Annotated in this window: 25 protein-coding genes; 17 read left to right on the forward strand and 8 right to left on the reverse strand. The window is 64.1% G+C overall.

The window, feature by feature from the left end; genetic code table 11:
- Positions 1 to 119 precede the first annotated feature (119 nt).
- The 4 genes from uidB to AC3WJM_RS04500 all read left to right on the forward strand — a co-directional run bounded on the left by uidB (position 120) and on the right by AC3WJM_RS04500 (position 5,647).
- Complete coding sequence (gene uidB, locus AC3WJM_RS04485) at positions 120 to 1,532, forward strand: glucuronide transporter (protein ID WP_492271267.1); 1,413 nt, start codon at positions 120 to 122, stop codon at positions 1,530 to 1,532.
- Positions 1,533 to 1,707: 175 nt separating this feature from the next.
- Positions 1,708 to 2,937 carry a D-mannonate dehydratase ManD gene (gene manD / locus AC3WJM_RS04490; protein ID WP_307052539.1) on the forward strand — a complete coding sequence of 410 codons (1,230 nt, stop codon included), beginning with the start codon at positions 1,708 to 1,710 and terminating at the stop codon, positions 2,935 to 2,937.
- Entirely contained in the window at positions 2,927 to 5,272 is a 2,346-nt protein-coding gene (locus AC3WJM_RS04495) for a gluconokinase, GntK/IdnK-type (protein WP_492271268.1), read from the forward strand. The genes manD and AC3WJM_RS04495 overlap by 11 nt, the downstream gene beginning before the upstream one ends.
- A gap of 105 nt (positions 5,273 to 5,377) precedes the next feature.
- Complete coding sequence (locus AC3WJM_RS04500; RefSeq protein WP_148667388.1) at positions 5,378 to 5,647, forward strand: hypothetical protein; 270 nt, start codon at positions 5,378 to 5,380, stop codon at positions 5,645 to 5,647.
- A gap of 17 nt (positions 5,648 to 5,664) precedes the next feature.
- Here AC3WJM_RS04500 and AC3WJM_RS04505 read toward each other — a convergent pair whose 3' ends face one another.
- Positions 5,665 to 6,399, reverse strand: coding sequence for an SOS response-associated peptidase (locus AC3WJM_RS04505; RefSeq protein WP_306958925.1), 735 nt, complete (start codon positions 6,397 to 6,399; stop codon positions 5,665 to 5,667).
- A gap of 104 nt (positions 6,400 to 6,503) precedes the next feature.
- On the opposite strand from AC3WJM_RS04505, the gene AC3WJM_RS04510 reads away from it, so the two are divergent.
- From AC3WJM_RS04510 to AC3WJM_RS04535, 6 genes are all read left to right on the forward strand, one after another.
- Positions 6,504 to 7,040, forward strand: a complete 537-nt coding sequence (locus AC3WJM_RS04510; protein WP_307052540.1) for a universal stress protein — start codon at positions 6,504 to 6,506, stop codon at positions 7,038 to 7,040.
- On the forward strand, positions 7,037 to 7,537 hold the full coding sequence (locus AC3WJM_RS04515) for a fluoride efflux transporter FluC (RefSeq protein WP_084784312.1): 501 nt from the start codon (positions 7,037 to 7,039) through the stop codon (positions 7,535 to 7,537). The genes AC3WJM_RS04510 and AC3WJM_RS04515 overlap by 4 nt, the downstream gene beginning before the upstream one ends.
- Positions 7,534 to 7,902: a fluoride efflux transporter CrcB gene (gene crcB / locus AC3WJM_RS04520; protein WP_441432543.1), complete on the forward strand. Its 369-nt coding sequence runs from the start codon at positions 7,534 to 7,536 to the stop codon at positions 7,900 to 7,902. The genes AC3WJM_RS04515 and crcB overlap by 4 nt, the downstream gene beginning before the upstream one ends.
- Positions 7,903 to 7,966: 64 nt before the next feature.
- The gene (locus AC3WJM_RS04525; RefSeq protein ID WP_492271269.1) at positions 7,967 to 8,530 is read left to right on the forward strand and encodes a GNAT family N-acetyltransferase; all 564 of its coding nucleotides are present in this window, start codon (positions 7,967 to 7,969) and stop codon (positions 8,528 to 8,530) included.
- 33 nt (positions 8,531 to 8,563) lie between these two features.
- Positions 8,564 to 9,070, forward strand: coding sequence for a hypothetical protein (locus tag AC3WJM_RS04530; protein WP_306958922.1), 507 nt, complete (start codon positions 8,564 to 8,566; stop codon positions 9,068 to 9,070).
- 187 nt (positions 9,071 to 9,257) lie between these two features.
- The gene (locus tag AC3WJM_RS04535) at positions 9,258 to 9,404 is read left to right on the forward strand and encodes a lmo0937 family membrane protein (protein ID WP_113990531.1); all 147 of its coding nucleotides are present in this window, start codon (positions 9,258 to 9,260) and stop codon (positions 9,402 to 9,404) included.
- Positions 9,405 to 9,483: 79 nt separating this feature from the next.
- Here the strand turns inward: AC3WJM_RS04535 and zapE are convergent, their stop codons facing one another.
- The 4 genes from zapE to AC3WJM_RS04555 form a co-directional block, all read right to left on the reverse strand.
- Positions 9,484 to 9,894, reverse strand: a complete 411-nt coding sequence (zapE, locus tag AC3WJM_RS04540; RefSeq protein WP_492271308.1) for an AFG1/ZapE family ATPase — start codon at positions 9,892 to 9,894, stop codon at positions 9,484 to 9,486.
- Positions 9,895 to 10,001: 107 nt separating this feature from the next.
- The gene (gene corA, locus AC3WJM_RS04545; RefSeq protein WP_059387449.1) at positions 10,002 to 10,997 is read right to left on the reverse strand and encodes a magnesium/cobalt transporter CorA; all 996 of its coding nucleotides are present in this window, start codon (positions 10,995 to 10,997) and stop codon (positions 10,002 to 10,004) included.
- A 17-nt stretch (positions 10,998 to 11,014) separates the two neighbouring features.
- Positions 11,015 to 11,440 carry a DUF1761 domain-containing protein gene (locus tag AC3WJM_RS04550; protein ID WP_059387450.1) on the reverse strand — a complete coding sequence of 142 codons (426 nt, stop codon included), beginning with the start codon at positions 11,438 to 11,440 and terminating at the stop codon, positions 11,015 to 11,017.
- A gap of 9 nt (positions 11,441 to 11,449) precedes the next feature.
- On the reverse strand, positions 11,450 to 12,010 hold the full coding sequence (locus tag AC3WJM_RS04555) for an Lrp/AsnC family transcriptional regulator (RefSeq protein WP_059387451.1): 561 nt from the start codon (positions 12,008 to 12,010) through the stop codon (positions 11,450 to 11,452).
- Positions 12,011 to 12,179: 169 nt separating this feature from the next.
- On the opposite strand from AC3WJM_RS04555, the gene AC3WJM_RS04560 reads away from it, so the two are divergent.
- The 3 genes from AC3WJM_RS04560 to AC3WJM_RS04570 all read left to right on the forward strand — a co-directional run bounded on the left by AC3WJM_RS04560 (position 12,180) and on the right by AC3WJM_RS04570 (position 14,398).
- Positions 12,180 to 13,418, forward strand: a complete 1,239-nt coding sequence (locus AC3WJM_RS04560; protein WP_332601995.1) for an MFS transporter — start codon at positions 12,180 to 12,182, stop codon at positions 13,416 to 13,418.
- Positions 13,419 to 13,508: 90 nt separating this feature from the next.
- Positions 13,509 to 14,174, forward strand: coding sequence for an ArsR/SmtB family transcription factor (locus AC3WJM_RS04565; protein ID WP_059387452.1), 666 nt, complete (start codon positions 13,509 to 13,511; stop codon positions 14,172 to 14,174).
- Complete coding sequence (locus AC3WJM_RS04570) at positions 14,171 to 14,398, forward strand: 2-nitropropane dioxygenase (protein WP_306958920.1); 228 nt, start codon at positions 14,171 to 14,173, stop codon at positions 14,396 to 14,398. Before AC3WJM_RS04565 ends, AC3WJM_RS04570 begins: the two co-directional genes overlap by 4 nt.
- Before the next feature lie 34 nt (positions 14,399 to 14,432).
- Here the strand turns inward: AC3WJM_RS04570 and AC3WJM_RS04575 are convergent, their stop codons facing one another.
- Complete coding sequence (locus tag AC3WJM_RS04575; RefSeq protein WP_059387454.1) at positions 14,433 to 14,936, reverse strand: Lrp/AsnC family transcriptional regulator; 504 nt, start codon at positions 14,934 to 14,936, stop codon at positions 14,433 to 14,435.
- Between the two features lie 131 nt (positions 14,937 to 15,067).
- Between AC3WJM_RS04575 and AC3WJM_RS04580 the strand changes: the two genes are divergently transcribed.
- Entirely contained in the window at positions 15,068 to 16,231 is a 1,164-nt protein-coding gene (locus AC3WJM_RS04580) for a trans-sulfuration enzyme family protein (protein ID WP_492271270.1), read from the forward strand.
- Between the two features lie 6 nt (positions 16,232 to 16,237).
- Here AC3WJM_RS04580 and AC3WJM_RS04585 read toward each other — a convergent pair whose 3' ends face one another.
- A complete protein-coding gene (locus AC3WJM_RS04585; protein WP_284991380.1) occupies positions 16,238 to 17,512 on the reverse strand; it encodes an MFS transporter in 1,275 nt (424 codons plus the stop codon).
- A gap of 107 nt (positions 17,513 to 17,619) precedes the next feature.
- Here AC3WJM_RS04585 and AC3WJM_RS04590 point away from each other — a divergent pair, with 107 nt between their 5' ends.
- Together AC3WJM_RS04590 and AC3WJM_RS04595 are read left to right on the forward strand one after the other, a co-directional pair.
- The gene (locus AC3WJM_RS04590; RefSeq protein ID WP_059387455.1) at positions 17,620 to 18,594 is read left to right on the forward strand and encodes a LysR substrate-binding domain-containing protein; all 975 of its coding nucleotides are present in this window, start codon (positions 17,620 to 17,622) and stop codon (positions 18,592 to 18,594) included.
- Between the two features lie 34 nt (positions 18,595 to 18,628).
- On the forward strand, positions 18,629 to 19,543 hold the full coding sequence (locus tag AC3WJM_RS04595; protein ID WP_492271271.1) for an N-acetylglucosamine kinase: 915 nt from the start codon (positions 18,629 to 18,631) through the stop codon (positions 19,541 to 19,543).
- A 9-nt stretch (positions 19,544 to 19,552) separates the two neighbouring features.
- Here the strand turns inward: AC3WJM_RS04595 and AC3WJM_RS04600 are convergent, their stop codons facing one another.
- The gene (locus tag AC3WJM_RS04600) at positions 19,553 to 20,596 is read right to left on the reverse strand and encodes a pirin family protein (RefSeq protein WP_332601990.1); all 1,044 of its coding nucleotides are present in this window, start codon (positions 20,594 to 20,596) and stop codon (positions 19,553 to 19,555) included.
- Positions 20,597 to 20,652: 56 nt separating this feature from the next.
- Here AC3WJM_RS04600 and AC3WJM_RS04605 point away from each other — a divergent pair, with 56 nt between their 5' ends.
- Positions 20,653 to 21,111, forward strand: coding sequence for an NUDIX hydrolase (locus AC3WJM_RS04605; RefSeq protein WP_059387458.1), 459 nt, complete (start codon positions 20,653 to 20,655; stop codon positions 21,109 to 21,111).
- Positions 21,112 to 21,193: the final 82 nt, after the last annotated feature.

Here is a 21,193-nt window from a genome sequence, read left to right on the forward strand (position 1 = left end):
TGATTGCCAGGGTGATTAGAATTACATCAAGCTTCAACAATTTCTGGCCTAGTCGGCCGAAGCTTTTCCATCATCGCAAGCCGGGGCATGGGGTACCGGCAAGGGTAAAGGAGCCCGCAATGAATAAGCTCAGCAAACTCAGCATCCTAGGCTATGGGGCTGGCGACGCCGCCAACAACCTTGCCTTCACTACCGCCACCATGTTCCTGCTTGTCTACTACACCGACGTCGCGGGCATATCCGCGGCGGCCGCCGGCACCCTGTTGCTTACGGTCAGGATCTTCGACGCTTTCGCCGACGTCTTCGCCGGACGATTGGTTGACCGCGCCTACAGCAAGCGCTTCGGAAAATTCCGCCCGTTCATCATGTTCGGCTCCATCCCATTGCTGCTTTTGAGTGTCGCGGCCTTCTCCATTCCGCAGGTCGGCGAAACAGGGATGTTGCTCTATGCCTACGCGACGTATGCGGCGCTGGGCCTGGCCTACTCGCTGGTCAACATCCCGTACGGTTCGCTAGCGGGCGCGATGACCCAGGAGCCGGGGGAGCGAGCCAAGCTCGGATCCGCCCGCATGGTCGGCGCCCTTTTGGTCAGTTCCGCGTTGGGCATCTTCGTAGCTCCGCTGATCAAGCCCGGCGCCAACCTGCAGTCCACGTTCACCATCATTACTCTGGCCTTCGTCGCGATCGGCGCGGCTCTGTACTTCTTCACGTTCCTGACCGCCAAGGAGCGGGTGCACCGTGCGGTACCCAAAGTTTCCTTCAAGCAAAGCATGGCGACGCTCAAGACAAACCGTCCCCTGCTCATGCTGTGCCTCAGCTCCTTCCTCTTCTTGACCGGCTACATGGCACTGTCTTCGGTGCAGCTGTACTACTTGCGCGACGTCCTCGGCAGGCTGGATCTTTACGCTGTCCTCTCCATCGTCCAGCTTGTGGTGACCTTTGCCCTCGCTCCGCTCATGCCGAGGTTGGTCCGAAACTTCGGCAAGAAGGCCATCTACGTGGCTGCCGGTTTCCTCGCTATCATCGGCGGCGCAATCGTCTTCTTCGCTCCGGCCACCCTGGTCTGGGTTGGATTCGCGGGTCTGCTCCTGAGCATGCTTGGCGTCATGGCCGTCAACATCGTGGTGTGGGCCTTGGAAGCAGACACTGTGGAGTACGGCGAATGGAAAACCGGTGTCCGGACTGAAGGCATCACCTACGCGCTGTTCTCCTTCACCCGTAAGACGGGCCAAGCCGTCGGCGGCGCCCTTGCCGCATATGCACTCGCTGCCGGCGGTTACAAGTCCGGCACTACGCACAGTGCCGAATCCCTGCAGGCCATCCAGTTTGCCGCAGGTGCGCTGCCCGCCATCATGACCGTCCTCGCGATCGTCGTCATGGCCAAGTACAAGTTGACCGACGCGTTCCATGCCCAGATCCTGGGCGAAATCAAGGCCCGTCGCGCCCTGGAAGCATCCGGCTCAGAGCCATTTGGCGCGGAGGCCGAGTCCGCGACTCCCGTCGAGCGGGCAGCCTCGGAACTTGCCTCGTAGACGGCCGGGGAAACCGCTCGGGAAACCGCCGGGCCAGAAAAAATCTCCACGAAATAATACTGCAACCGGTTGCCAATAATTGTCATCCATCCTAAGATCGTCTTTACCCGCCCTGTGGTGCTCGTCGCATCCGGGCCAGGCCAGCCCTCGATCAGCAACCCTGAAAGGACCAGCTGTGAAAATCATTGCCGCTGAAGTCTTCGTGACCAGCCCCACCCGGAACTTCGTGACCTTGCGGATCACTACCGAGGACGGCGTGACCGGCATCGGCGACGCGACCCTGAACGGCCGTGAACTCGCAGTGGCCGCGTACTTGAAGGAACACGTCGCGCAGCTGCTGATCGGCAAAGACCCGCACCGTATCGAGGACACCTGGCAGTTCCTGTACCGCTCTTCGTACTGGCGCCGCGGCCCGGTTACCATGGCCGCCATCGCCGCCGTCGACATGGCCCTGTGGGACATCAAGGGCAAGGTAGCCGGACTGCCGGTGTACCAGCTCCTGGGCGGCGCCTCCCGCAACGGGCTTCGCGCGTACGGGCACGCCTCGGGCGCGGACATCCCTTCCTTGTTCGACTCGGTCCGCGAGCACCTGGAACTCGGTTACAAGTCGATCCGCATCCAAACCGCGATCCCGGGCATCAAAGCCGTCTACGGTGTGGCCGCGCAGGCTCAGGCCTCGGGCGAGCGCTACGACTACGAGCCAGCCGGCCGCGGTGCGTTTCCGCAGGAAGAAGACTGGGACACCCGCGCCTACCTGCGCCACCTGCCCACCGTCTTCGAAGCGGTGCGCAACGAATTCGGCCCGGAAATCCCGCTCCTGCACGATGGCCACCACCGCATGACCCCCATCCAGGCCGCCAAGCTCGGCAAGGCCCTGGAACCGTACGACCTGTTCTGGCTCGAAGACTGCACCCCGGCCGAAAACCAGGAAGGGCTGCGCCTGGTCCGCCAGCACACCACCACGCCGCTGGCCATCGGTGAAATCTTCAACACTGTCTTTGACTTCCAGACCCTCATCAAGGAACAGCTGATCGACTACGTCCGGGCCGCGTCAACGCACTTCGGCGGGATCTCGCCGCTGAAGAAGGTCATGGACTTCGCCGCGCAGTACCAGATCAAGTCCGGTTTCCACGGCCCCACTGACATTTCGCCGGTCGGTTTCGCCGCACAGCTTCACGTGGGCCTGGCCATCCACAACTACGGCATCCAGGAATACATGCAGCACTCGGACAAGACCAACACGGTCTTCGAGCAGTCCATGACCTTCACCGACGGCTACCTGCACCCCGGCGACGAGCCGGGCCTCGGCGTCGAATTCAACGAAGAAGCCGCCAACTCCTTCCCGTACCAGCAGGCCTACCTGCCCTACAACCGCCTCGTGGACGGCACCGTCCATGACTGGTAGGAACATCGCCGTGGCTGGCGACCCCGGCGCAGCCGCGGAACAGCCGCGGCGCATCGTGGTGATGGGCGTCTCCGGTTGCGGCAAGACCACCATCGGAGACCTCGTCGCCCGGGCGCTGGGAGTTCCGTTTCTCGACGGCGATTCGCTCCACCCGGTGGAAAACGTTGCCAAGATGGCTGCGGGCACGCCCCTGACTGATGAGGACCGCTGGCCCTGGCTCGCGACCGTGGGCACCGAACTCGCCAACGCCGGCAACGGCGGGCTGGTTCTCGCGTGCTCCGCCCTCCGGCGCAGCTATCGGGACGCCATCCGCGAGAAAGCCCCGGACACCGTTTTCCTGCACCTGCACGGCAGCAAAGAGGTACTCAGGGAACGGACAGAAGGGCGTTCCGGCCACTTCATGCCGCCCGCCCTCCTTGATTCGCAGCTCGCCACCCTGGAACCGCTCGACGCCGACGAGGCCGGGTTCGTCGTCGACATCGCCGCACCGGTCAGCGAGGTGGTCTCGGAGGCGTTGGCGGGGATTGCCGCCGTCGCGGGTTCCAAAGCTCCGGCGGCCGGCAGCGCCGGTATCGCGGGCACTCCGGCGCGGCAGTTCGACGTCGACCTCCAGTCGGCGCCGTTCAACCTCGACGACGAGGCTGTTGCGTGGGTGGATGCCACCATCCGTGGCATGAGCCTTGAGGAAAAAATCGGGCAGCTCTTCATCAACCACAACAACGATTACTCCCCGGAGTACCTCGACGGTGTGCTGGAGAACTATCACGTTGGCGGAATGCGGTACAGGCCGGGTCCGTCCGCCGCTGTCCAGCAGCACATCCGTTATGCCCAATCCAAAACGCGCATCCCGCTTTTGGTGGCCTCCAACCCGGAAATGGGCGGAGCAGGAAGCTGCGACGACGGAACTTTCGTGTCGACCCACCTTCAGGCCGGTTCACACCCGGACAAGTCCATCGCGCGGAAAATGGGCCAGGTGGCCGGTGTGGAAACCGCGGCTTTGGGCTGCAACTGGGCCTTCGCGCCGATCGTGGACATCCACTACAACTGGCGCAATACGGTCATCTCAACCCGGGCGTTCGGCAACACTCCGGAAATCGTCGTGGAGCGCGCCAAGGAGTACTTCGACGGCATCAGCGAATCGCGCACTGTCTGCGCCATCAAGCACTTCCCGGGCGACGGCGTGGACGAACGCGACCAGCACGTGGTCACTTCGTACAACACACTCGGGTACGCGGAGTGGAATTCCAGCTACGGGCACGTTTACCGGGAAATGATCGGCCACGGGATCCAGTCGATCATGGTCGGACACATCGGGGCGCCGGAGCTCACGCGGCATTTCCGTCCGGGGACGGAAGACAGGGACATCCTGCCCGCCACCCTCGCTCCGGAGCTTCTCCAGGACTTGCTCCGTGGCGAACTCGGCTTCAACGGACTGATCCTCACCGATGCATCCCAAATGGTCGGCCTCACCCAGGCCAAGAAGCGCAAGGACCTGGTCCCGGCCACCATCGCCGCCGGGTGCGACATGTTCCTGTTCTTCCGCAACCCGGCGGAGGACTTCCAGTACATGTTGGACGGCTACAAATCAGGCGTGGTCAGCGATCAGCGCCTGCATGACGCGCTGCGCCGGATTTTGGGGTTGAAGGCCAGCCTGGGGCTGCACAAGAAACTGCCGGAAGAACTGGCGCCGTCGCCTGAGGCCCTGCGGCTGATCGGCAGCGAGGCGCACCTCGCCGTCGCCGCCGAAATCGCCGACAAGACCGTCACGTTGATCAAGGACACCGCCGGCAACCTGCCGATCACACCGGAAACGCATAAGCGCATCCGCCTGTACGGGATCTCCGGCGGTTCCGATTTCACCCGGGCAGATCCGTTGGCCTACCTGGATACGGTCAAGGAAGAACTTGAAATCGCCGGTTTCGAGGTCCACCTCTTCAAGACGGCGGAGCAACGCGAAGCTGCGGGGGAGTCGGGGGTGAACTTCATGACCGTCATCTCGGACGAGGCCACGGGTGACTATGCGGAAAAGTACGATGCCGCGTTCGTCTTTGCCAATGTCAAGGGTTTTGCCCAAGAGGCTGCGATCCGCATCAAGTGGTCCAGCCCGATGGCGGCGGAAATCCCTTGGTACGTCACGGAAGTCCCCACGGTGTTCGTCTCCCTGAACCAGCCGAACCACTTGATCGATGTGCCGATGGTCAAGACGGCCATCAACGCCCATGCAGGGACCCGCGAGGCCATCCGGGCTACGATCCAGAAAATCCAGGGGAAGTCCGAATTCCAGGGAACGTTCAATGAGAACGTGTTCTGCGATTCGTTCGACACCCGGCTTTAGCGCGGCTCCAGCGAGTGGCGGCCACTTCCCAGAAGCAGGGGGAGTGGCCGCCGCACGGCCGGGAACAACCTCCATATTGTCGAGGCCTCGCAGTAGTATTCGGGCATGCCTGACCAGCCCGAATATCCCGCGCCGTTGAATTCAGTCGGCGCCCCGCCTCCGCGCCAAACGGAACCGCTGTCAACCGTCTCAAGGGTGCCCGTGATCGCCAAGCTCGTTTGGCCGAAGTACCTCCAATATGTTCCGGCCATGGTCACCCGGACGTCGGAGGGCAAGGTCCTGGTGCAGTGGTGGCCGAATCCCTTCGGATCGGCCACCAGAATGACGTGGCTAAAGGATACGGACGTGAGGGCCGAGCTGCGCTACGAGCGTTGAGCGCAGAGAGCGTTGAGTCAGGCAGCCGGGTTTGCGACGTCCACCAGCTTGGTGTTGTCGTCCATGAGTTCCACGGGCCTCATCGTCCATGCCGACGCCAAGCCATACGCCTCGCCCAGCACGGCGTCCAACAGGGCCTGGCCCCTGGTTTCCTTGGGGTCGATCCAATCGTCGATCATGTCCGCGGAGATCGGCACCGGGATCCGGTCATGCAGATTGTGCAGTCTTTCGTGAACGCCTTCGGGAGGGGAATCCATGGTCAGGATCGAGCAGGACAAACGCCACGCGCCGGGTGCGGACTTGTCCTCGATGCTCTCGTCGCGCCATGGCGCAAACAATCCGGCGAAGGTAATCAGCTCGTCCTGTGGCTCGACGATGTAGCGCTGCTTGGGATCCTTGCGGCCGGGGCCCGACTTCTTCCACTCGTAGTAGGCAGAGGCAGGGACGACCGCCCGCCACTTCGGCAGGGAAGCCCTGAACGCGGGGATTGACCCAGCTGTTTCCGAGCGTGCATTCCACGTGGGTACCTTCGAATCGAAGGACTTGGAGAAGGTCGGAACCAAGCCCCAGCGCCCGGCCGCGAGCTCGCGTCCGAGCGAATCGTCCCCGGCGCGTCCCCGCACAAAGACCACGGGGTCAGTCGGGTTGATCTGGAGCGTTGGCGAGGGATAGTCGGTATCACCGCGCAGCACGGCACCGAGCTTCCTCGAGAGATAGTCTGCTTCGAAACCGACACTGAACCGACCGCACATATCGACATTCTCGCGTAGCGCTTGGGACAACGCCAGTCGTAGAAGTCCATACTGGAGCAAGATGAGGAACCCGCATCCTGACCATCCGGACATTTGGAGGGCCCATGAGCAACCCGCGTGGCGAGGATATGCCGCTGGACAAGGGCAGCCCGGCCCGCTTGACAGGGCCGGTGCTGGCAGGCGTGCTCCCGCACCAGCCGGTCGCGGTAGTTGAGAAAGCCGCCGAAGTAGCGCTCAGTGCCGGATTGCACTTGGTCCTGGCCTTCGCCGATGTCACGAGCTTTCCGGCGGCAGGGGACCGGGACGGGCATCTCACAGCCCAAGCGATCGACCCCGACGGCATCGACGACGACGCCGCGGCCATCACCGAGTCCCTCCGGTCCCGCATCGCGGATCAACTCGACGGAACGGGTGTGCAGTGGACCTTCGTGACGCTCGCCGGCGAGCCTGCCCGGTCGCTAGGCCGTTATGCAGCGAGTATCAACGCTTCCATGATCGTCGTGGGAACCAAGGAACATGGCCTCGGTCCGAGGTTTGAAGGACTAGTCACCGGATCGGTAGCCTTGCATCTGGCACATCGCCAAAACTGCCCAGTGCTCATGGTTCCCTTGGGCCGTCACGACCCAAGCAGGGATCAATGAAGGAAAGCAGCACCGCGCCGCACGGAGCCAAAACCCAGGCGGCGCAACCGGACCGGCAACCGCACCGCCCGCTCCATCTTCACGGGCGGTTCGTTCTGCTCGTGGCGGCCGGCGGAATCCTCGGGGCTTTGAGCCGCTACGGTTTCGGCATGGCCCTTCCGGCGCCAGGGGCGTGGCCGCTTCCCACCCTGCTTATCAATCTGTCCGGTGCGCTCGCGCTTGGCTGGCTCCTCGAAGCACTCGCCCGGAGCGGGCCCGACGCCGGCCTCCGCCGGATTGCCCGCTTGGGCATCGGTAGTGGTTTCCTAGGGGCCTACACCACCTACAGCACCTTGGCGCTGGACTCGGTGCATCTCTTCGGAGCAGGACGCGGGATGGACGCCATGTGGTACCTGGCAGCCAGCCTGTTGGGCGGTGTCGCGGCCACAACCCTGGGTATTTGGCTTGGGGCGCTCCGGCACCGGTCCACCCAACAGGGTCAGAAGGCCTTGAAATGACCCTCCTTTTGATGGCGCTCGCGGGCGGCGCAGGGGCGGCCGCGCGTTTCGTGGTGGATGGGGTGGTCCGTTCCTGGGCCCGGACTGCGCTGCCGTTGGGCACGATCTTCATCAACTTCTCCGGATCGCTGCTCATGGGGATCCTGGCTGGGCTGGTCATGTCACATCCGGCTCCTGAATCCCTTCAGTTGATTCTCGGCACCGGATTCCTCGGCGGATACACGACCTTCAGCACGGCAAGCCTGGAGACCGTCAGGCTTGTCCAGAGCGGCCGGACTGGATTGGCCCTCCTCAACGGAGTGGGCACCATGGCGGCATGCGTCGGAGCCGCGGCGGCCGGCGTCGGGCTGGTCTTGTTGTTCTGAGGCGCACACGTCCGAGAAATCCCCCAATGGCAAGCAAAGCCTGGGAAAACCCTCTGGAGAAACTATGTTCGAAACAGTAGTGCGAGAAAGCGTCGTCTTGAAGCCTCTCGAGACATGGCACGCCCGTGATTTTGCCGAGCACATGAGCAGGGCACGGGACCATATCCGGCCGTGGGTCGGGCCGACCTTTGTCACCGAGACCGTCGAGGGTGCCCGCGCTACGCTTCAGCGTTACGCCACAGCCACAGCGAACGATGGGGCGCGCATCTATGGACTCTGGAACGACGGCAGGATCGTCGGAGGCGTGATGTTTGTGACGTTCGACTCCGCCTGGGGCATTTGCGAAATTGGCTGCTGGCTCGAACCCGGTGCTGTCGGAGGGGGCCTCATCACCCGCTCGGTCGAACTGCTCATGGAATGGGCCTTCCTAGAGCGGGGGATGTCCCGCGTCGAATGGCGCTGCCGCACCGACAACGACCGCAGCGTAGCCGTCGCGCAGCGGCTGGGGATGCGTTCCGACGGCGTCCTTCGCAGTAGCTGGGTCTACGACGGCAGGCGGTACGACAAGGAGGTATTTTCGATCCTTCGGGCCGAATGGATGAGCATGCGACCTGGTGTCGCTCACTGACAGACGTACCATGATTCCGGTAAGGGGGTCCCGATGCGTCGCTTCGGTCCAGCAGGTCGCGTCTGTGCGGTTCTTGGCGCACTCGCCATCGGGGCGCCCCTGCTCCTGTCATGTGGATCGGCCAGCGTGTGCCCGGCCGTCGGCTACATCTCGTTGGTAAGCTTGCACGTCACCGCGGAGCGCGCGGCGAATCTCGCCGCGCTCGTCATAGAGCTGTGCCAGGACGGCGCGTGCCACAGCTTTTCCGCCAACGCCTTGACGCCGCTTACACCCGGTCCCATTCCCCTGCCGAACTCGCCCGGGGCGCCTCAATCGGTGTCCTTGCGCATGGCGGATGGAAGCATCGACGTTCGTATCGAGGCCGGCATCAACGACCACCCGCTCGATCTCACGACGTCGGGCACCAACACCTCCGGCTGGTCGATCGGCATGAGCCATGTGAGGCTCAAGCCCACGGCTACGTATCCGGACGGCCGTGACTGCGGAGGCCCGACGACGGCTGTTGCCACCCTCGATGCGCTCGGCCTCCGTGCAAGCTAGCCTCTGCCGAGATCCCAATCCACTAACGCTCAACCGGACAAGTTTGCTCCAATATTTCCGCGTGCCGGTGTGGCTTCCAGATGGAAAAACCGCACTGAACCACCCACTCACCCCCATTGATAAGTATACTTACCAATGAATGCCTCGGCCGCCGGCCAGGGCACGCAACCAAACAAGGGAGACTCTCATGTTGCTTTGGATAGCCATCGTTATTGCCGTTCTCTGGCTTCTCGGCTTTATTGGCAACATCGGCGGCGGGCTCATTCACCTGCTTCTGGTTGTTGCTGTGATCGTCCTGATTTTCCACTTCATCCGCGGCAGGTCACGCGTCTAGGGTCCAACTGCGGCACCGCCACCCCTCCTGGGCTTAGGTTCGGGAGGGGGGGCGGATGCCGCCCCCCGCGAGCCAGCCTTCAGCTGCCCCCGGCCTCTACTTCTTCAAAAGGCTCCGTGGCCTCCACTCGGCCCAGGAGCGACAGGCGGCTCGCGATCTTGGCCCCGTCAACGGGCCCGGCACTCGTCCGGTGCGCCAAGCCGCCGGCCACATCCCAGTCCAAGGGGCCGTGGCCCACCAGGAACAGAGTGATGTCCTGCTCGTACAGGACATCAACCAGATCGCTGAGGCGTTGCCAGGCCGAGGCGGACCCGGCTACCGATCCGGCCGTCGGCGAGGGTACGCCGTCGATCACCCACGTTCCGTAGTCCTTAGCCAAAGCCATGTAGTCCGCTGTCGACATGGGGCCGCCGCACAACTCCGCGAAACTGGCCCAGAGCACATCGTCGGCCGCCTTGACGGTGAGCCGTTGCGCCGTGGGGGTGAGGATCCGCTCCTGTGACTACGCCGGATGGAACAAACCGAAGGCTCCCAGTTGCGCGGGCGTTCCGGGAGTAATGATCTTGCCCCTGCTGAAGCCCTCCTGTCCGGGAACCACTAGAGCCAGTTCTTCCGCTTGAAGATGACATACATGACAAAGCCCGCGAGAACCATCATGCCGAGTGCCATGGGATAGCCGAGCGGCCAATGGAGTTCAGGCATAACGTCGAAGTTCATTCCGTAGAGCCCGGTGACGAACGCCGGTGCAAAGAAGATCGCGGCCCAGGAGGAGATCTTCTTGGTTTGTTCGTTTTGTGCCGCACTCGCTTCGTTTTGCCGGTTCGCGGTGAGGGTCCCGTCGAGGGTCAGGGCGTTTTGGAGCAGGTCGCGGAACCCGTTTGCCCGGGAAATTACCTGCTCGACGTGGTCTTCCACATCGCGGAGTTTGCGCTGTAGCTCGATGTCTACTCCGTATTTCTCGAACCCGCGCTTCAGGGAGGCCATCATTTCGGGGAGCGGGTTGATTGCGCGCTGGAACTGAATGACTTCGCGGGCGAGTTCATAGATGCGCCGCGAAACCAGGGGATCGCCACCGAAGAGCTGGTCCTCGATCTCGTCAATGTCGTTTTCCAGGCCCGAGATCACGGGGCCGTAGTCGTCCACCACTCGGTCCAGCAGTGCGTACAGGACGGCTTCGGGGCCATGCCGCAGAAGCTCCGGTTGTTGTTCCAGATCCCTACGGACTTTGGCCACCCCGGGTGTTTCCGCATGCCGGACCGTGACCACGAAGTTCCTCCCCGTGAAGATATGAAGTTCGCCGAACTCCACGGTCTCGGTAGCGTCCACGTATCTCGCAGGCCGCAGGACGGTGAAGAGGTTGTTGTCGTAGCGTTCCAGCTTGGGCCGCTGGTGGGCGTTGACGGCGTCCTCGACGGCGAGCAGGTGGAGGCCGAATTCGGCAGCCACGGCCGCCATTTCCGTCTCGTCCGGCCGGTACAGTCCAATCCACACCATTCCGCCGTGCGCGGCCAGTGTTTCGACGCTTTGCTCGAGGCTTCCCGGAGTCGCGGTCCGGATGCCGTTCACATAGACGGCATTGTCAATGATGGTCACGAGGTTATTCTCCTCCTCTACTGCAACGCCCCGATGATTGCCCCGGCGGCAGTCATGGCCACGATGTCATGGCCGGAGTCGATGAGGGTCACGGCGGACGGCCTGCCCGCGAAACCGTTGTGGATGACGTGGCCGCCGACTCGGAATACCACCGCAATCACCAGCGCAAAGAAACCAGCGTGCAAGCTTCCCTGCACGCCCAGCTTGCCGATCAGGACGGCCAACACGATGCTCGTGAGGGCTGCGGCCACCATCAGGGGGATCCAGATTCCTGCGCCGCCGTCGATCTTCTTAAGGTCTTCCTCGGTCTTGCCAATGGCCTGCATCCACCGTCTGCCGAAGACCGCCGGCATGTACCAGACAAATCCGATGACCATGCTGGAAACGAAGGCCAGGAGTATCGCCAGCCAGTTGAGGTGCTGAAGAGAAGAGAGCCAATCCATTCTGGAATCCTAGTCGGCTTCCCTGACCGGCGAATCAGTGGAAACCTGTGCTTTGACCCGTTTCGCGGCGTCGGCCGTCTCAGCGGCATCCACGAGCCTGCCGATGAGCGGCTCTGTCCGGTAGGGGATATGGGTGTGCAGGGCAAGCACCGTTTCCGTGCGGATGACGCCCTTGGTTCTGAGGATGGAGCGGAGCGCGGTTTGCAGGTTGTGCGTGTCGGTGGCCACCACCCGGCATAAGAGATCGCCCCGCCCGGAAATTTCGTGCACCTCGAGGACCTGGGGGATGCGGCGCAGGGCTCCGATCACGCCGTCGAGTTCCCTGTGGGTCACCTCCAGCGTCACGAAGCCGACGACGTCGTACCCCACCTTTTCGAGGTCGACCTCGCGGCCGCCGTCGTTCAATACGCCCGAGCGGACAAGGCGGCGCATCCTCGATTGGGCGGTGTTGCGCGCAATCCCCAGGGACTCGCTGAGTTCACCGATCTGAACCCTGGGATCACGGATCAGCTCCAGCAGGATTTTCAGGTCCGTCGGATCGAGGGTGTTCAAATCATCACTCCGGCTCATTTGTGGTCATCTATGGACATCAATTTTGAAGATTTTGATCAATTCTTTCATGGACATCTGATCTATCTGGCAGGCTTGCGACATCCTGTTGCCATCAAATATTTTGGGCCGTCCAGTCCAGGCCCACAAGGCCGGGTTCCGCGATGGCCGCTGAGGCGAAGGCACGGAAATGACTGTCTTTAGCGAACTGCGCATGCGCCAGGCCACCGCCGGGCGCTGGGGCTGGGATGCTTCCACCACGGCGCGGCTTGTCCTGGCCGGCGCCGTCATGTTCACACTGCTGGTCGGTGCCAACTTGGCGAGCCCCCTGTATCCGCTGCTTCAGTCGGAACTGGGAATCACGTCGCTGGGTGTGACGATTGCCTTTGCAAGCTACGTCCTGGCGCTCGTGGCTGTGCTGATGCTTGCCGGCCACTGGTCCGACCATATCGGCAGGCGTGCAGCGCTGGTGCTTGCCGTCCTCGTGGGCTTGGTGGGCGGCTTGGTTTTCGCCAACGCAGACAACCTCTTGATGCTCTCAGCGGGCCGCATGCTCCAGGGTATTGCCGTGGGCCTCGCCACCGGAGCGAGCTCGGCCGCTTTGCGTGAATTGCTTCCGTCCCGGCCCGAGTGGGCTTCCCGCTTCACCTTGCTTTCGTCCTCGGGAGGCGTGGCTGCCGGTCCTGCCATCGGCGGACTGCTTTCGCTTCTCCCGGGTGCAACCTCAACGCCGTTCTTCATTCACGCGGCCGTCCTGCTCCTCTTGCTCGTCCCGTTGTGGCTTCTCAAGGCGCGTCCGGCGATTCGGCCTGCGGAGGGCCCGCGTCCGTACATGGCGCTCGCCCCGCGACGGCCCTCGGTTTCCCGGGAAGCTAGGGGAGCGTTTTGGCTGGCCTCGAGCGTGGGATTCCTCAGCTTTGCCGTGTTCGGATTCTGCCTTTCGCTCGCGCCCGGCTATTTCGCCGTCGTGGTGCACGCCGATTCCCGCCCCATGACCGGGCTGCTCGCCGGCTTGACGCTCGCAGCGTCCGCGCTCAGCCAGCTGCTGACGGTCCGCGGCAGGTTCGCCGTGCCCGCTGGCCTGATGGTCCTGGGAATTTCCATTGTGCTGGTCGGCGCGGCGGCATCGCTGTCCAGTCCGATTCTGCTGGTGGCAGCGAGCCTGTCCGCCGGGGTGGGGCAGGGGATCGCCTTCCGCTTGGTGTTCAACGACGTTGCCAGCAAAGTCGAGGCGTCCCGACATGCCCAGATCATCAGCACGGTGTACGTCATCACCTACCTTGGAAGCGCGGTGCCGGTCATCGGCTTGGGCTTGGCTGCCTCGGTGATCGGGCTAGGCGCGGCCGCCAGCTATTTCACTGTGGTGTGCGGGTTGGCAGCTACGGTGCTCGCTGCTGCATCCCTCCGCAGGGTGCTCCGCAGGGGCTGACCGGCGGTTCTGACTGCGAACTAAGTTCGCAAAGGTTGATTTGCAAAGAAACTCTTGCAAAGGTTTCTTTGCAAGAGTAGCGTTTCCGGCATGGACAAGGTTCAAGAGCCGGAATTCCCCGTTCGCAAGGTCGATACGGCATCCCTCAAAGCGCTCGCGCACCCGTTGCGGGTTCAGATCCTTGAGATGCTGTCCCGGTATGGGCCACAGACCGCCTGCAGCCTGGCCGAACTCCTCGATGAATCCAGTGGCGCTACGAGCTACCACTTGCGGCAACTCGCCAAGTTCGACTTCGTCCATGAAGTCCAGGGCAAGGGGACAGCGCGGGAGCGGTGGTGGGAGCGGCCCAGGGGAGCCATTCAGATCACTTCGCCCGAGTTGGCACATTCGCCGGCAACACAGGAGGCATCGCGGCTGGTAACCCGCGAGTTCGAACGCAGCAGGCAGGCTGTCCTCGCCGACTTCATGGCACACGGCATGGACTCGTTGGACGAAGAATGGCTCGACGCGGCCATCGTCAACACAGCCAACGCTCGGATGTCAGCGGAGCAGCTTGGCCGCTACGCCCGCTCCATGGAAGCCTTCGCCCGCAATCTCCTGGAGGAAATCCGGAGCGAACCCGAGGCGGACGACGCCCGCCCCGTGCAGATCCATTTCAACGCATTCCCGATCCTGGGAGTCCCGGCGTGGGCCGGAGACAAGAAGTCCCGCGATGCGAAGTCGCACGCAGCAGGCACCGAAGGGAAAGAGTCATGAGCACAGCCACCGCATCATGCGGCACCTACCGCCGGCCCTCCATGTTGGAATCGGCAGCCGCCGGAATCGGATCCGGGCTTGTCTCGTGGGCCGAGCGCAGGCGCTACATTCCTCCGCTCGAGCTGGCGGTGCAGCAAGCGGCGTTGAGGCGCCGGCAGGAACTCGGCGACTTGCGCCAGGACGCTATCGCGGCGGCCCACTCGGGACTCGAGCCACGCCGCTAAGCGGGTCTAATCCAAGCCGCGTCCAAGTCAGCCGCTATTCCGGCAGCGGCCCGTGGTTGCCCTGGATGTGGGCGAAGACCAAAGTGGTCTCGGTGTGGCCCACCACGGGGTCGGTGGCGAGGTTGTCCAGGACCCAGTCGCGGAGGTCGTCGGTGTTGGCGACCGCGATATGCAGCAGGTAGTCCACGGAGCCGGAGGTGTGGAACGTGGAGATCACTGCAGGGAGGGCGGGGACCCGGGCCGTGAAGCGGTCGATCTGGTCGCGGTCATGCGCGCGAAGGCGCACGGCGATCAAGGCCTGCACCGATCGGCCGATCGCCGGGAGGCTGAGGACTGCTTCGAAACCCTCGATAATGCCGCGTTCGGAGAGTGACCTCGTACGCATGAGCGCCGTCGACGGAGCAATTCCGACGAGTTCGGCCAGCTGCTTGTTGGAGATCCGGGCATCGTCGACCAAGGCCGCCAGGATGCGCTCATCGATCGCATCCAATGGCTCGCTGGTGCCGACGGGCCGAACGTTCTTCGGGGTGATGGTCACGGATCCTCCTGAAATTGCTGTCTATTCATCATAGGTGCCAGTTTCCACTCAATCCATTCATTTGCACTGTCAATCTCCGAATTATTGCCAGATACTGACCGAATTCAACGGTGAATAATTCAAGGAGAGCAGTGACAGCCATCGATACACTCGCAGTCCACGCCGGCCGGACGGGACTCACGGAGCAGGGCGTGCATGCCGTTCCCATCGACCTTTCAACCACTGCGCCTTTGCCTTCTGTCCAAGACGGCGGCCTCGCCTACGAGCGGATGGCCACGGGCGGCGTGCCCCTCGACGGTCAGAGCACGGTGTACCAGCGTCTCTGGAATCCTACGGTAGCCAGGTTCGAAGACGGCGTAGCGGCGCTCGAGGGCGCTGCGCAAGCTGTCGGTTTTGCCTCGGGGATGGCTGCGTTCAGCGCCGTACTGCTCGCCGCCCAATCAGAAGGCAAGACGCATGTGGTTGCGGTGCGACCACTCTATGGCGGCACGGACCACGTCCTGGCCAGCGGCCTGCTGGGTAATCAGGTCACCTTCGTCAAGGCCGACGGCGTGCGGGATGCCCTTCGTCCGGACACCGGCCTGGTGGTGGTGGAAACCCCGGCCAACCCGAGCCTGGATCTTGTGGACCTGAACCGCCTGGTGGCCGACGCCGCAGACGTTCCGGTGCTCGTGGACAACACGTTCGCGACGCCGATCCTCCAGCAACCGCTCAAGCATGGCGTCGCGATGGTGCTCCACAGTGCCACGAAATTCCTGGGCGGCCACGGCGATGCCATGGGCGGCGTGGTGGCAACAAGTGCGGAGTGGGCCACGCGGCTGCGCCGGGTCCGTGCCGTGACGGGCGGCATCCTGACTCCTTGGCCCGCCTACCTGTTGCACCGCGGCCTGGCGACACTTCCCATCCGGGTGCGTGCCCAACAGGACCACGCCCACAAGATCGCGGCGGCGCTCGCGAGTCATGAACTCGTGGCCAAGGTGTACTACCCGGGGCTTCCCGAGTGCGATCCACTGCACCTGGTCGGCACGCAGATGAGTGGTCCGGGCTCGTTGATCTCCTTCGATCTCGAGTCGGCCGAGCATGCGGAGCGCATTCCGGGCGCTGTCCGCCTCATCACCCACGCGGTATCGCTGGGCGGCATCGACACGCTGATCCAACACCCCGCCGGATTGACCCACCGCCCGGTTGCCCCGGAGGCCAAGCCCCAGGCGCGCATGCTCAGGCTTTCCATCGGCTTGGAAGATCCCGCCGACATCATCGACGACCTGGTCCAGGCCCTCGAGTCCACCCGGTAGGGCCCGCTACTTTCCCCGTCCGGCCGGGTTCAAGGAGCCGACGACGGCGAGCTGCGGCGCCGGGGATCGGTGCACGACGGCGGTGATCACCGCCGTCGTGCATCCCAAGGCGATGACCGTCCAGGCGAGTGCGGTCCACCCGAAAGCCTGGAAGGCGAGTCCGCCGGCCCAGCCAATAATGCTGGACCCCAGGTAGTAGGAGAGGTTATACAACGACGCTGCTTGCGCGCGGCCGCTCGTCGCGATGGTCCCGGTCCAGCCTGCTCCGATGCTGTGCGCGGCGAAAAAGCCGCCGGTAAAGACCACCAAGCCAGCCAGAACCGCGGCGAGGTTGTCCCACAGGGTGAGTCCCAGTCCGGCCGTCATTGTCGCGATCCCGGCGAGCATGACCGTGCGGCGGCCGAATCTCATGGACAGTCCGGCTCCCCAGCGGGAGCTCACGGTTCCGGACAAGTAGGCCAGGAAAATCAGGCTGACCACGGTGGCGGGCAGTCCGAAGGGCGCGGCATGGAGGCGGAAGCCGAGGTAGTTGTAGACGGCCACGAAGCCGCCCATCAAGAGGAACGCTTGAATGTATAGGGCCAGCAGCCGCGGATTAGCGGAATGGTCCGCCAACGTCTTCATGGCGCCGCGGAAACCTCCGGCCGAGCGTGGGGTGAAGCGGCGTGGCTTCGGGACCAGCAGCAGAAAGAGGGCGGCCGACGCCGTCGCCAGGATGGAGACCGCGAAGGCGGCGGCCCGCCAACCCCACAATTCACCGATGGGTCCCGCGAGCAAGCGGCCGGCAAGACCGCCGAGGGTGGTTCCGGCGACGTAGCTGCCGGCAGCGAGCGCAGCGTGCACTTTGTTGACTTCTTCATTCAAGTACGCGATGGCGATCGCCGGGATACCGCCGAGGGCCATGCCCTCCAGCGCCCGCAAAGCGAGGACAAGCGGAAAGGTGGGGGCCAGGGGGACGAGCAGGCCCAAGACGGTGGCCGCCGCGATTCCGATGGCCATGGCACGCACGCGGCCGATCTTGTCGGCGACGAAGGACCACGGCAATACCGTTGCCGCTAGGCCCACCGTGGCCAAGGAAATCGTGAGCGCAGCCTCGGCCGCCGTGATGTGCAGCTCATTTGCCATGAGCGGCAAGACGGCCTGGGTGGAGTACAGCTGCGCGAAGGTGGCCACGCCGGCGAGGGCCAGGCCGGCGAGGATACGCCGGTAAGCGGTGGAGCCCTTCAGATGGCCTTCCCAATCGGTCTCTGCGGGGCTCTTGGCGGCTGCGTTTGTACTCACCCCTCCACAGTAGGGCGAGCATCAGTGATGACTCCAATGCATGATTCGCTTAATATTGATAGCGGACATGGATGGTTTTGAAGAGGTCGATCTGAGGGTGGACAAGCATGGACATCGAACACAAGCAACTGGTCCAACTGCTGCCGTTGCTCCCCCTGCTGGCTGAGCTTGGCCGGACGGAACATGTCACGGAGACGGCCGAGTTGCTCGGAGTACCCCAATCGACGGTGAGCCGGGCGCTGGCCCGGGCAAGCGCCGTCGTCGGGACCGAGCTCCTTGTCCGTGAAGGCCGCGGAGTCCGGCTGACCCAGGCCGCCAAGACGCTGCTTCCCTATATCGAAGCGGCGCTCGCGGAATTCCAGGCGGGGCTGGATGTGGTCCGGCACGAATCCGATGTTGTCCGCGGCAGAATCGCGGTGAGCTTCCAACACACATTCGGCGAGGCCACGTTGCCGCTGCTCATGAGCGCATTCCGGAGCCGGCACCCTTTCACGGCTTTCGAGCTCAGCCAAGGAGCCCGTGCCGCCTGCCTTGAATCGCTCATCGCCGGTGACGCCGACTTCGCCTTGACGGCACCCGTGGCGGCTCCGGGCAGGAACCTCGGCTCGGCTTCTCTGTACCGCGAGCCGTTGCGGCTAGTGGTCCATCACCGCCATCAGTTGGCCCGGCGGCCCAGCGTGCGGCTCGCCGAGCTCAAGCATGAGCCGTTCGTTTCCATGGGACCCGGTTTCGGCCTGCGCTCGCTAACCGACGCGATCTTCCGGGACGCGGGCTTCCGCCCGAGGACCGCTTTCGAGAGCCAGGACTCGCATACCATCCGAGGACTCGTGTCGGCCGGGCTGGGCTACAGCATCCTGCCGCCGGGAGGACTCGGGCCTGGACCACAAGGTGTCCTTGATTCCACGGACCTGGGGTGGGTGGAGGTATCGCTCGACTCGGAGCTCGCATACCGGGAGATAGGGATTGCCTGGCGCGAACGGCGCAAGGAACCGGACCCCGTCAGGCTCTTCCGCGAACTCGTGCTTTCCGAAGGGCCTGGGCTGCTCGCAGGCCTCGTCAAAGCGCGATCCGGAACCCAATAGGACCACCCGTTGCCCCCGCGCTAGGCTTTTGGACGTGGAGACTGCAGAGAACAAAACCCCCCGGCCCGACGCAACGGTCATCGGGCTCGACATCGGCGGCACCAAGACCCGCGGTGTCCGGTTCGAAGACGGCAAACCGGTCCGCGACGAAAGCACCGGCAGCTCGAACGTCCAGAACGTGAGCCGCGAGGCGGCGGCCAGGAATCTCGCAGAGCTCTTCGCCATGATCGGCGGCGGCGACGTGGACCGGGTCCTTGCCGGGGCAGGCGGAATCGACACCGACGCCGATGCCCGCGCCCTCGCCGAGCTGATCGAACCCCATGTTCCAGGGGCGCAGGTCACGGTGGTCCACGATTCCCGGCTGCTACTGGCGGCAGGCCGGGCCAGCACGGGAGTGGCTGTCATTGCCGGAACCGGATCCGCGGCCTGGGGCAAGAATGCCGAGGGGGAAGAAGCCCGTGCCGGGGGCTGGGGCTTTCTCCTGGGCGATGAAGGCAGCGGATACTGGCTGGGTAGGGAGGCGGTGCGCCACAGCCTCCGGCGCATGAACAAAGGGCTGGAACCGGATGGCCTCACAGCGGCCCTCCTGGAATCCTGCGGGGTGGACGATCCCAACAAACTCATCGCGCTGTTCCACTCGGAGGACACCGACCGGCGGTACTGGGCCCAGCGCGCAACCGCCGTAGTCGAGACCGCGCGGGAAGGCCTCGAGATCAGCCGCCAACTCCTGGACCAGGCAGGACGGGATCTCGCGGAACTCGCGGCGCAAGCCGTCCGGCAACTCGGCCTTCCCGGACCGGTGATTCTTGGCGGCGGGCTCGGCATGAACGTGGAGCCTTTACAGTCCGCTTTCCGGGCGGGACTGGCCGCACACGGGATCACCGATGTCCGGGTCCTAGACCAGGAACCGGTTTTCGGTGTGCTGCGGATTGTCGCAGAGCTGCCCTAGCCGGGACCGTTAGTCAGTAGCCCTGTTCCGCGACCTCGGCTTGAGCTGGACCCCTGGCATAGGCGGTGCGGGGATGCGCCCGGCTTCCGCTCCGGCGTCGGGCCCGTGGCCATGGATCCAACCGAAGCGCGCATTACGGGCGTCCTCGTCGCTCAGGAGCGCCTGGGCTTCCCAATCTTCGCGGGCCTGCGCCACTTCCTCGTGCGTCCGGCCCACGAAGTTCCACCACATCAGGATGTCCTCTTCGAAGGGTTCACCGCCCAGGAGCATGAAGCGGGTTCCCGGGGCTGCGTCGAGGCGGAGCGATTCCCGGCCCATGCCGAGGAATGCCAAGGGGCCGGGGTCGACTTCCTGGCCGTCGATCACCGCGGAACCGTCCAGGACCAGCACCGCATGCTCGAAATCGGGATTCAGAGGTAACTCGACGGCGCCCGAGGCTGAGACTTCCACGCCGACAATCGGGCTGAACATGACCGCGGGGGAGCGCTGTCCGGCGAACTCTCCCACGAGAACAGTGGCCCTGAAACCGTCCGCCACGACCACCGGCAGGTCGACGATCTGCTGGAACGACGGCGCACGGTGCCTCACGGCGTCGGGCAAAGCAACCCACAACTGCAGGCCACGGGACAGCGGCAGGAGGTCGCCGCCGTCGGGCGCGTCCGGGTCGAGTCCTGCCGGCAGGACACCGAACTCGGAATGCGAAATGCCGCGACCGGCCGTCATGATGTTCAACTGCCCGGGACGGACCAGCACGTCGCTTCCGACGCTGTCGCGGTGCCGCACCTCGCCTTGGAGGGGCCACGTGACCGTCTGAAGTCCCATGTGCGGGTGGGGAAGGACGCTCATCGCGATGCGGTCCGGGCCGAAGCTGTCCAGGAAGCACCAGGCTCCAACCGTCGGCATTCCGCGTTGGGGGAGGGTGCGCGAGACGTTCATGGCCCGGACGCCGCCGAGGGGAACCTCGCGGGCCGGCCAGAGCTGTACAAAAGGTCCTTGCCCGGGATGTCCGGCCGGGCAGACTTCCTGGGACGGGGCCGTTTCCAAGTTGGTCACAATACAACTCCATGTGCTGAACAGTGTTCCCTCCAGCTTAGGCCTAGGCTGGCTCCATGAGCATGCAGTTCGACACCCGCCCGGCCGCGTACGGAGTGGTCATCCGCGACGGAGCGATCCTTCTCGCCTATTGGAAGCAAGACGGCAAGGAAGGCTGGACCCTCCCGGGGGGAGGCCTGGATTTGGGGGAGCATCCAGTCGACGGTTGCCGCCGCGAGATCCAGGAGGAAACCGGATACGACGCCGACATCGGAGCGATGCTCGGCATCGACGTCGGCCACTGGCCGGGTGAGGAGCGGCTGGACGGATCAGGCCGTGATTTCCAGGCAATCCGGCTGGTCTACGAGGCAAGCATCACGGGCGGCGAATTGACCCACGAGATTGACGGCAGCACTACCCACGCCGCCTGGGTGCCGCTGGGCAAGGTTCCCGGACTGAACCGGGTGTCACTGGTGGACATCGGCCTCCGCCTGCTCAGTGAGCGTCCCCTCAACGGAAAACTGCAGACGCCCTGAGCATTGCCGATTCATTACGGTCTTCGCGCCTGCACTGACATCGTCGGTGGTGCTGGTTAGGCTGTAGAACATCAGTTCGCTG

The organism is Arthrobacter sp. FW306-1B-G06A, assembly GCF_058781765.1.

Coding starts and splice junctions, on each gene's coding strand:
- AC3WJM_RS04570 (WP_306958920.1), top strand. CDS start 14,171: ATGAGCACAGCCACCGCATCATGCGGCACCTACCGCCGGCCCTCCATG.
- AC3WJM_RS04565 (WP_059387452.1), top strand. CDS start 13,509: ATGGACAAGGTTCAAGAGCCGGAATTCCCCGTTCGCAAGGTCGATACG.
- AC3WJM_RS04605 (WP_059387458.1), top strand. CDS start 20,653: ATGAGCATGCAGTTCGACACCCGCCCGGCCGCGTACGGAGTGGTCATC.
- AC3WJM_RS04525 (WP_492271269.1), top strand. CDS start 7,967: ATGTTCGAAACAGTAGTGCGAGAAAGCGTCGTCTTGAAGCCTCTCGAG.
- AC3WJM_RS04535 (WP_113990531.1), top strand. CDS start 9,258: ATGTTGCTTTGGATAGCCATCGTTATTGCCGTTCTCTGGCTTCTCGGC.
- AC3WJM_RS04530 (WP_306958922.1), top strand. CDS start 8,564: ATGCGTCGCTTCGGTCCAGCAGGTCGCGTCTGTGCGGTTCTTGGCGCA.
- AC3WJM_RS04590 (WP_059387455.1), top strand. CDS start 17,620: ATGGACATCGAACACAAGCAACTGGTCCAACTGCTGCCGTTGCTCCCC.
- AC3WJM_RS04500 (WP_148667388.1), top strand. CDS start 5,378: ATGCCTGACCAGCCCGAATATCCCGCGCCGTTGAATTCAGTCGGCGCC.
- AC3WJM_RS04555 (WP_059387451.1), bottom strand. CDS start 12,010: ATGAGCCGGAGTGATGATTTGAACACCCTCGATCCGACGGACCTGAAA.
- AC3WJM_RS04495 (WP_492271268.1), top strand. CDS start 2,927: ATGACTGGTAGGAACATCGCCGTGGCTGGCGACCCCGGCGCAGCCGCG.
- crcB (WP_441432543.1), top strand. CDS start 7,534: ATGACCCTCCTTTTGATGGCGCTCGCGGGCGGCGCAGGGGCGGCCGCG.
- uidB (WP_492271267.1), top strand. CDS start 120: ATGAATAAGCTCAGCAAACTCAGCATCCTAGGCTATGGGGCTGGCGAC.
- AC3WJM_RS04515 (WP_084784312.1), top strand. CDS start 7,037: ATGAAGGAAAGCAGCACCGCGCCGCACGGAGCCAAAACCCAGGCGGCG.
- AC3WJM_RS04505 (WP_306958925.1), bottom strand. CDS start 6,399: ATGTGCGGTCGGTTCAGTGTCGGTTTCGAAGCAGACTATCTCTCGAGG.
- AC3WJM_RS04560 (WP_332601995.1), top strand. CDS start 12,180: ATGACTGTCTTTAGCGAACTGCGCATGCGCCAGGCCACCGCCGGGCGC.
- AC3WJM_RS04510 (WP_307052540.1), top strand. CDS start 6,504: ATGAGCAACCCGCGTGGCGAGGATATGCCGCTGGACAAGGGCAGCCCG.
- AC3WJM_RS04550 (WP_059387450.1), bottom strand. CDS start 11,440: ATGGATTGGCTCTCTTCTCTTCAGCACCTCAACTGGCTGGCGATACTC.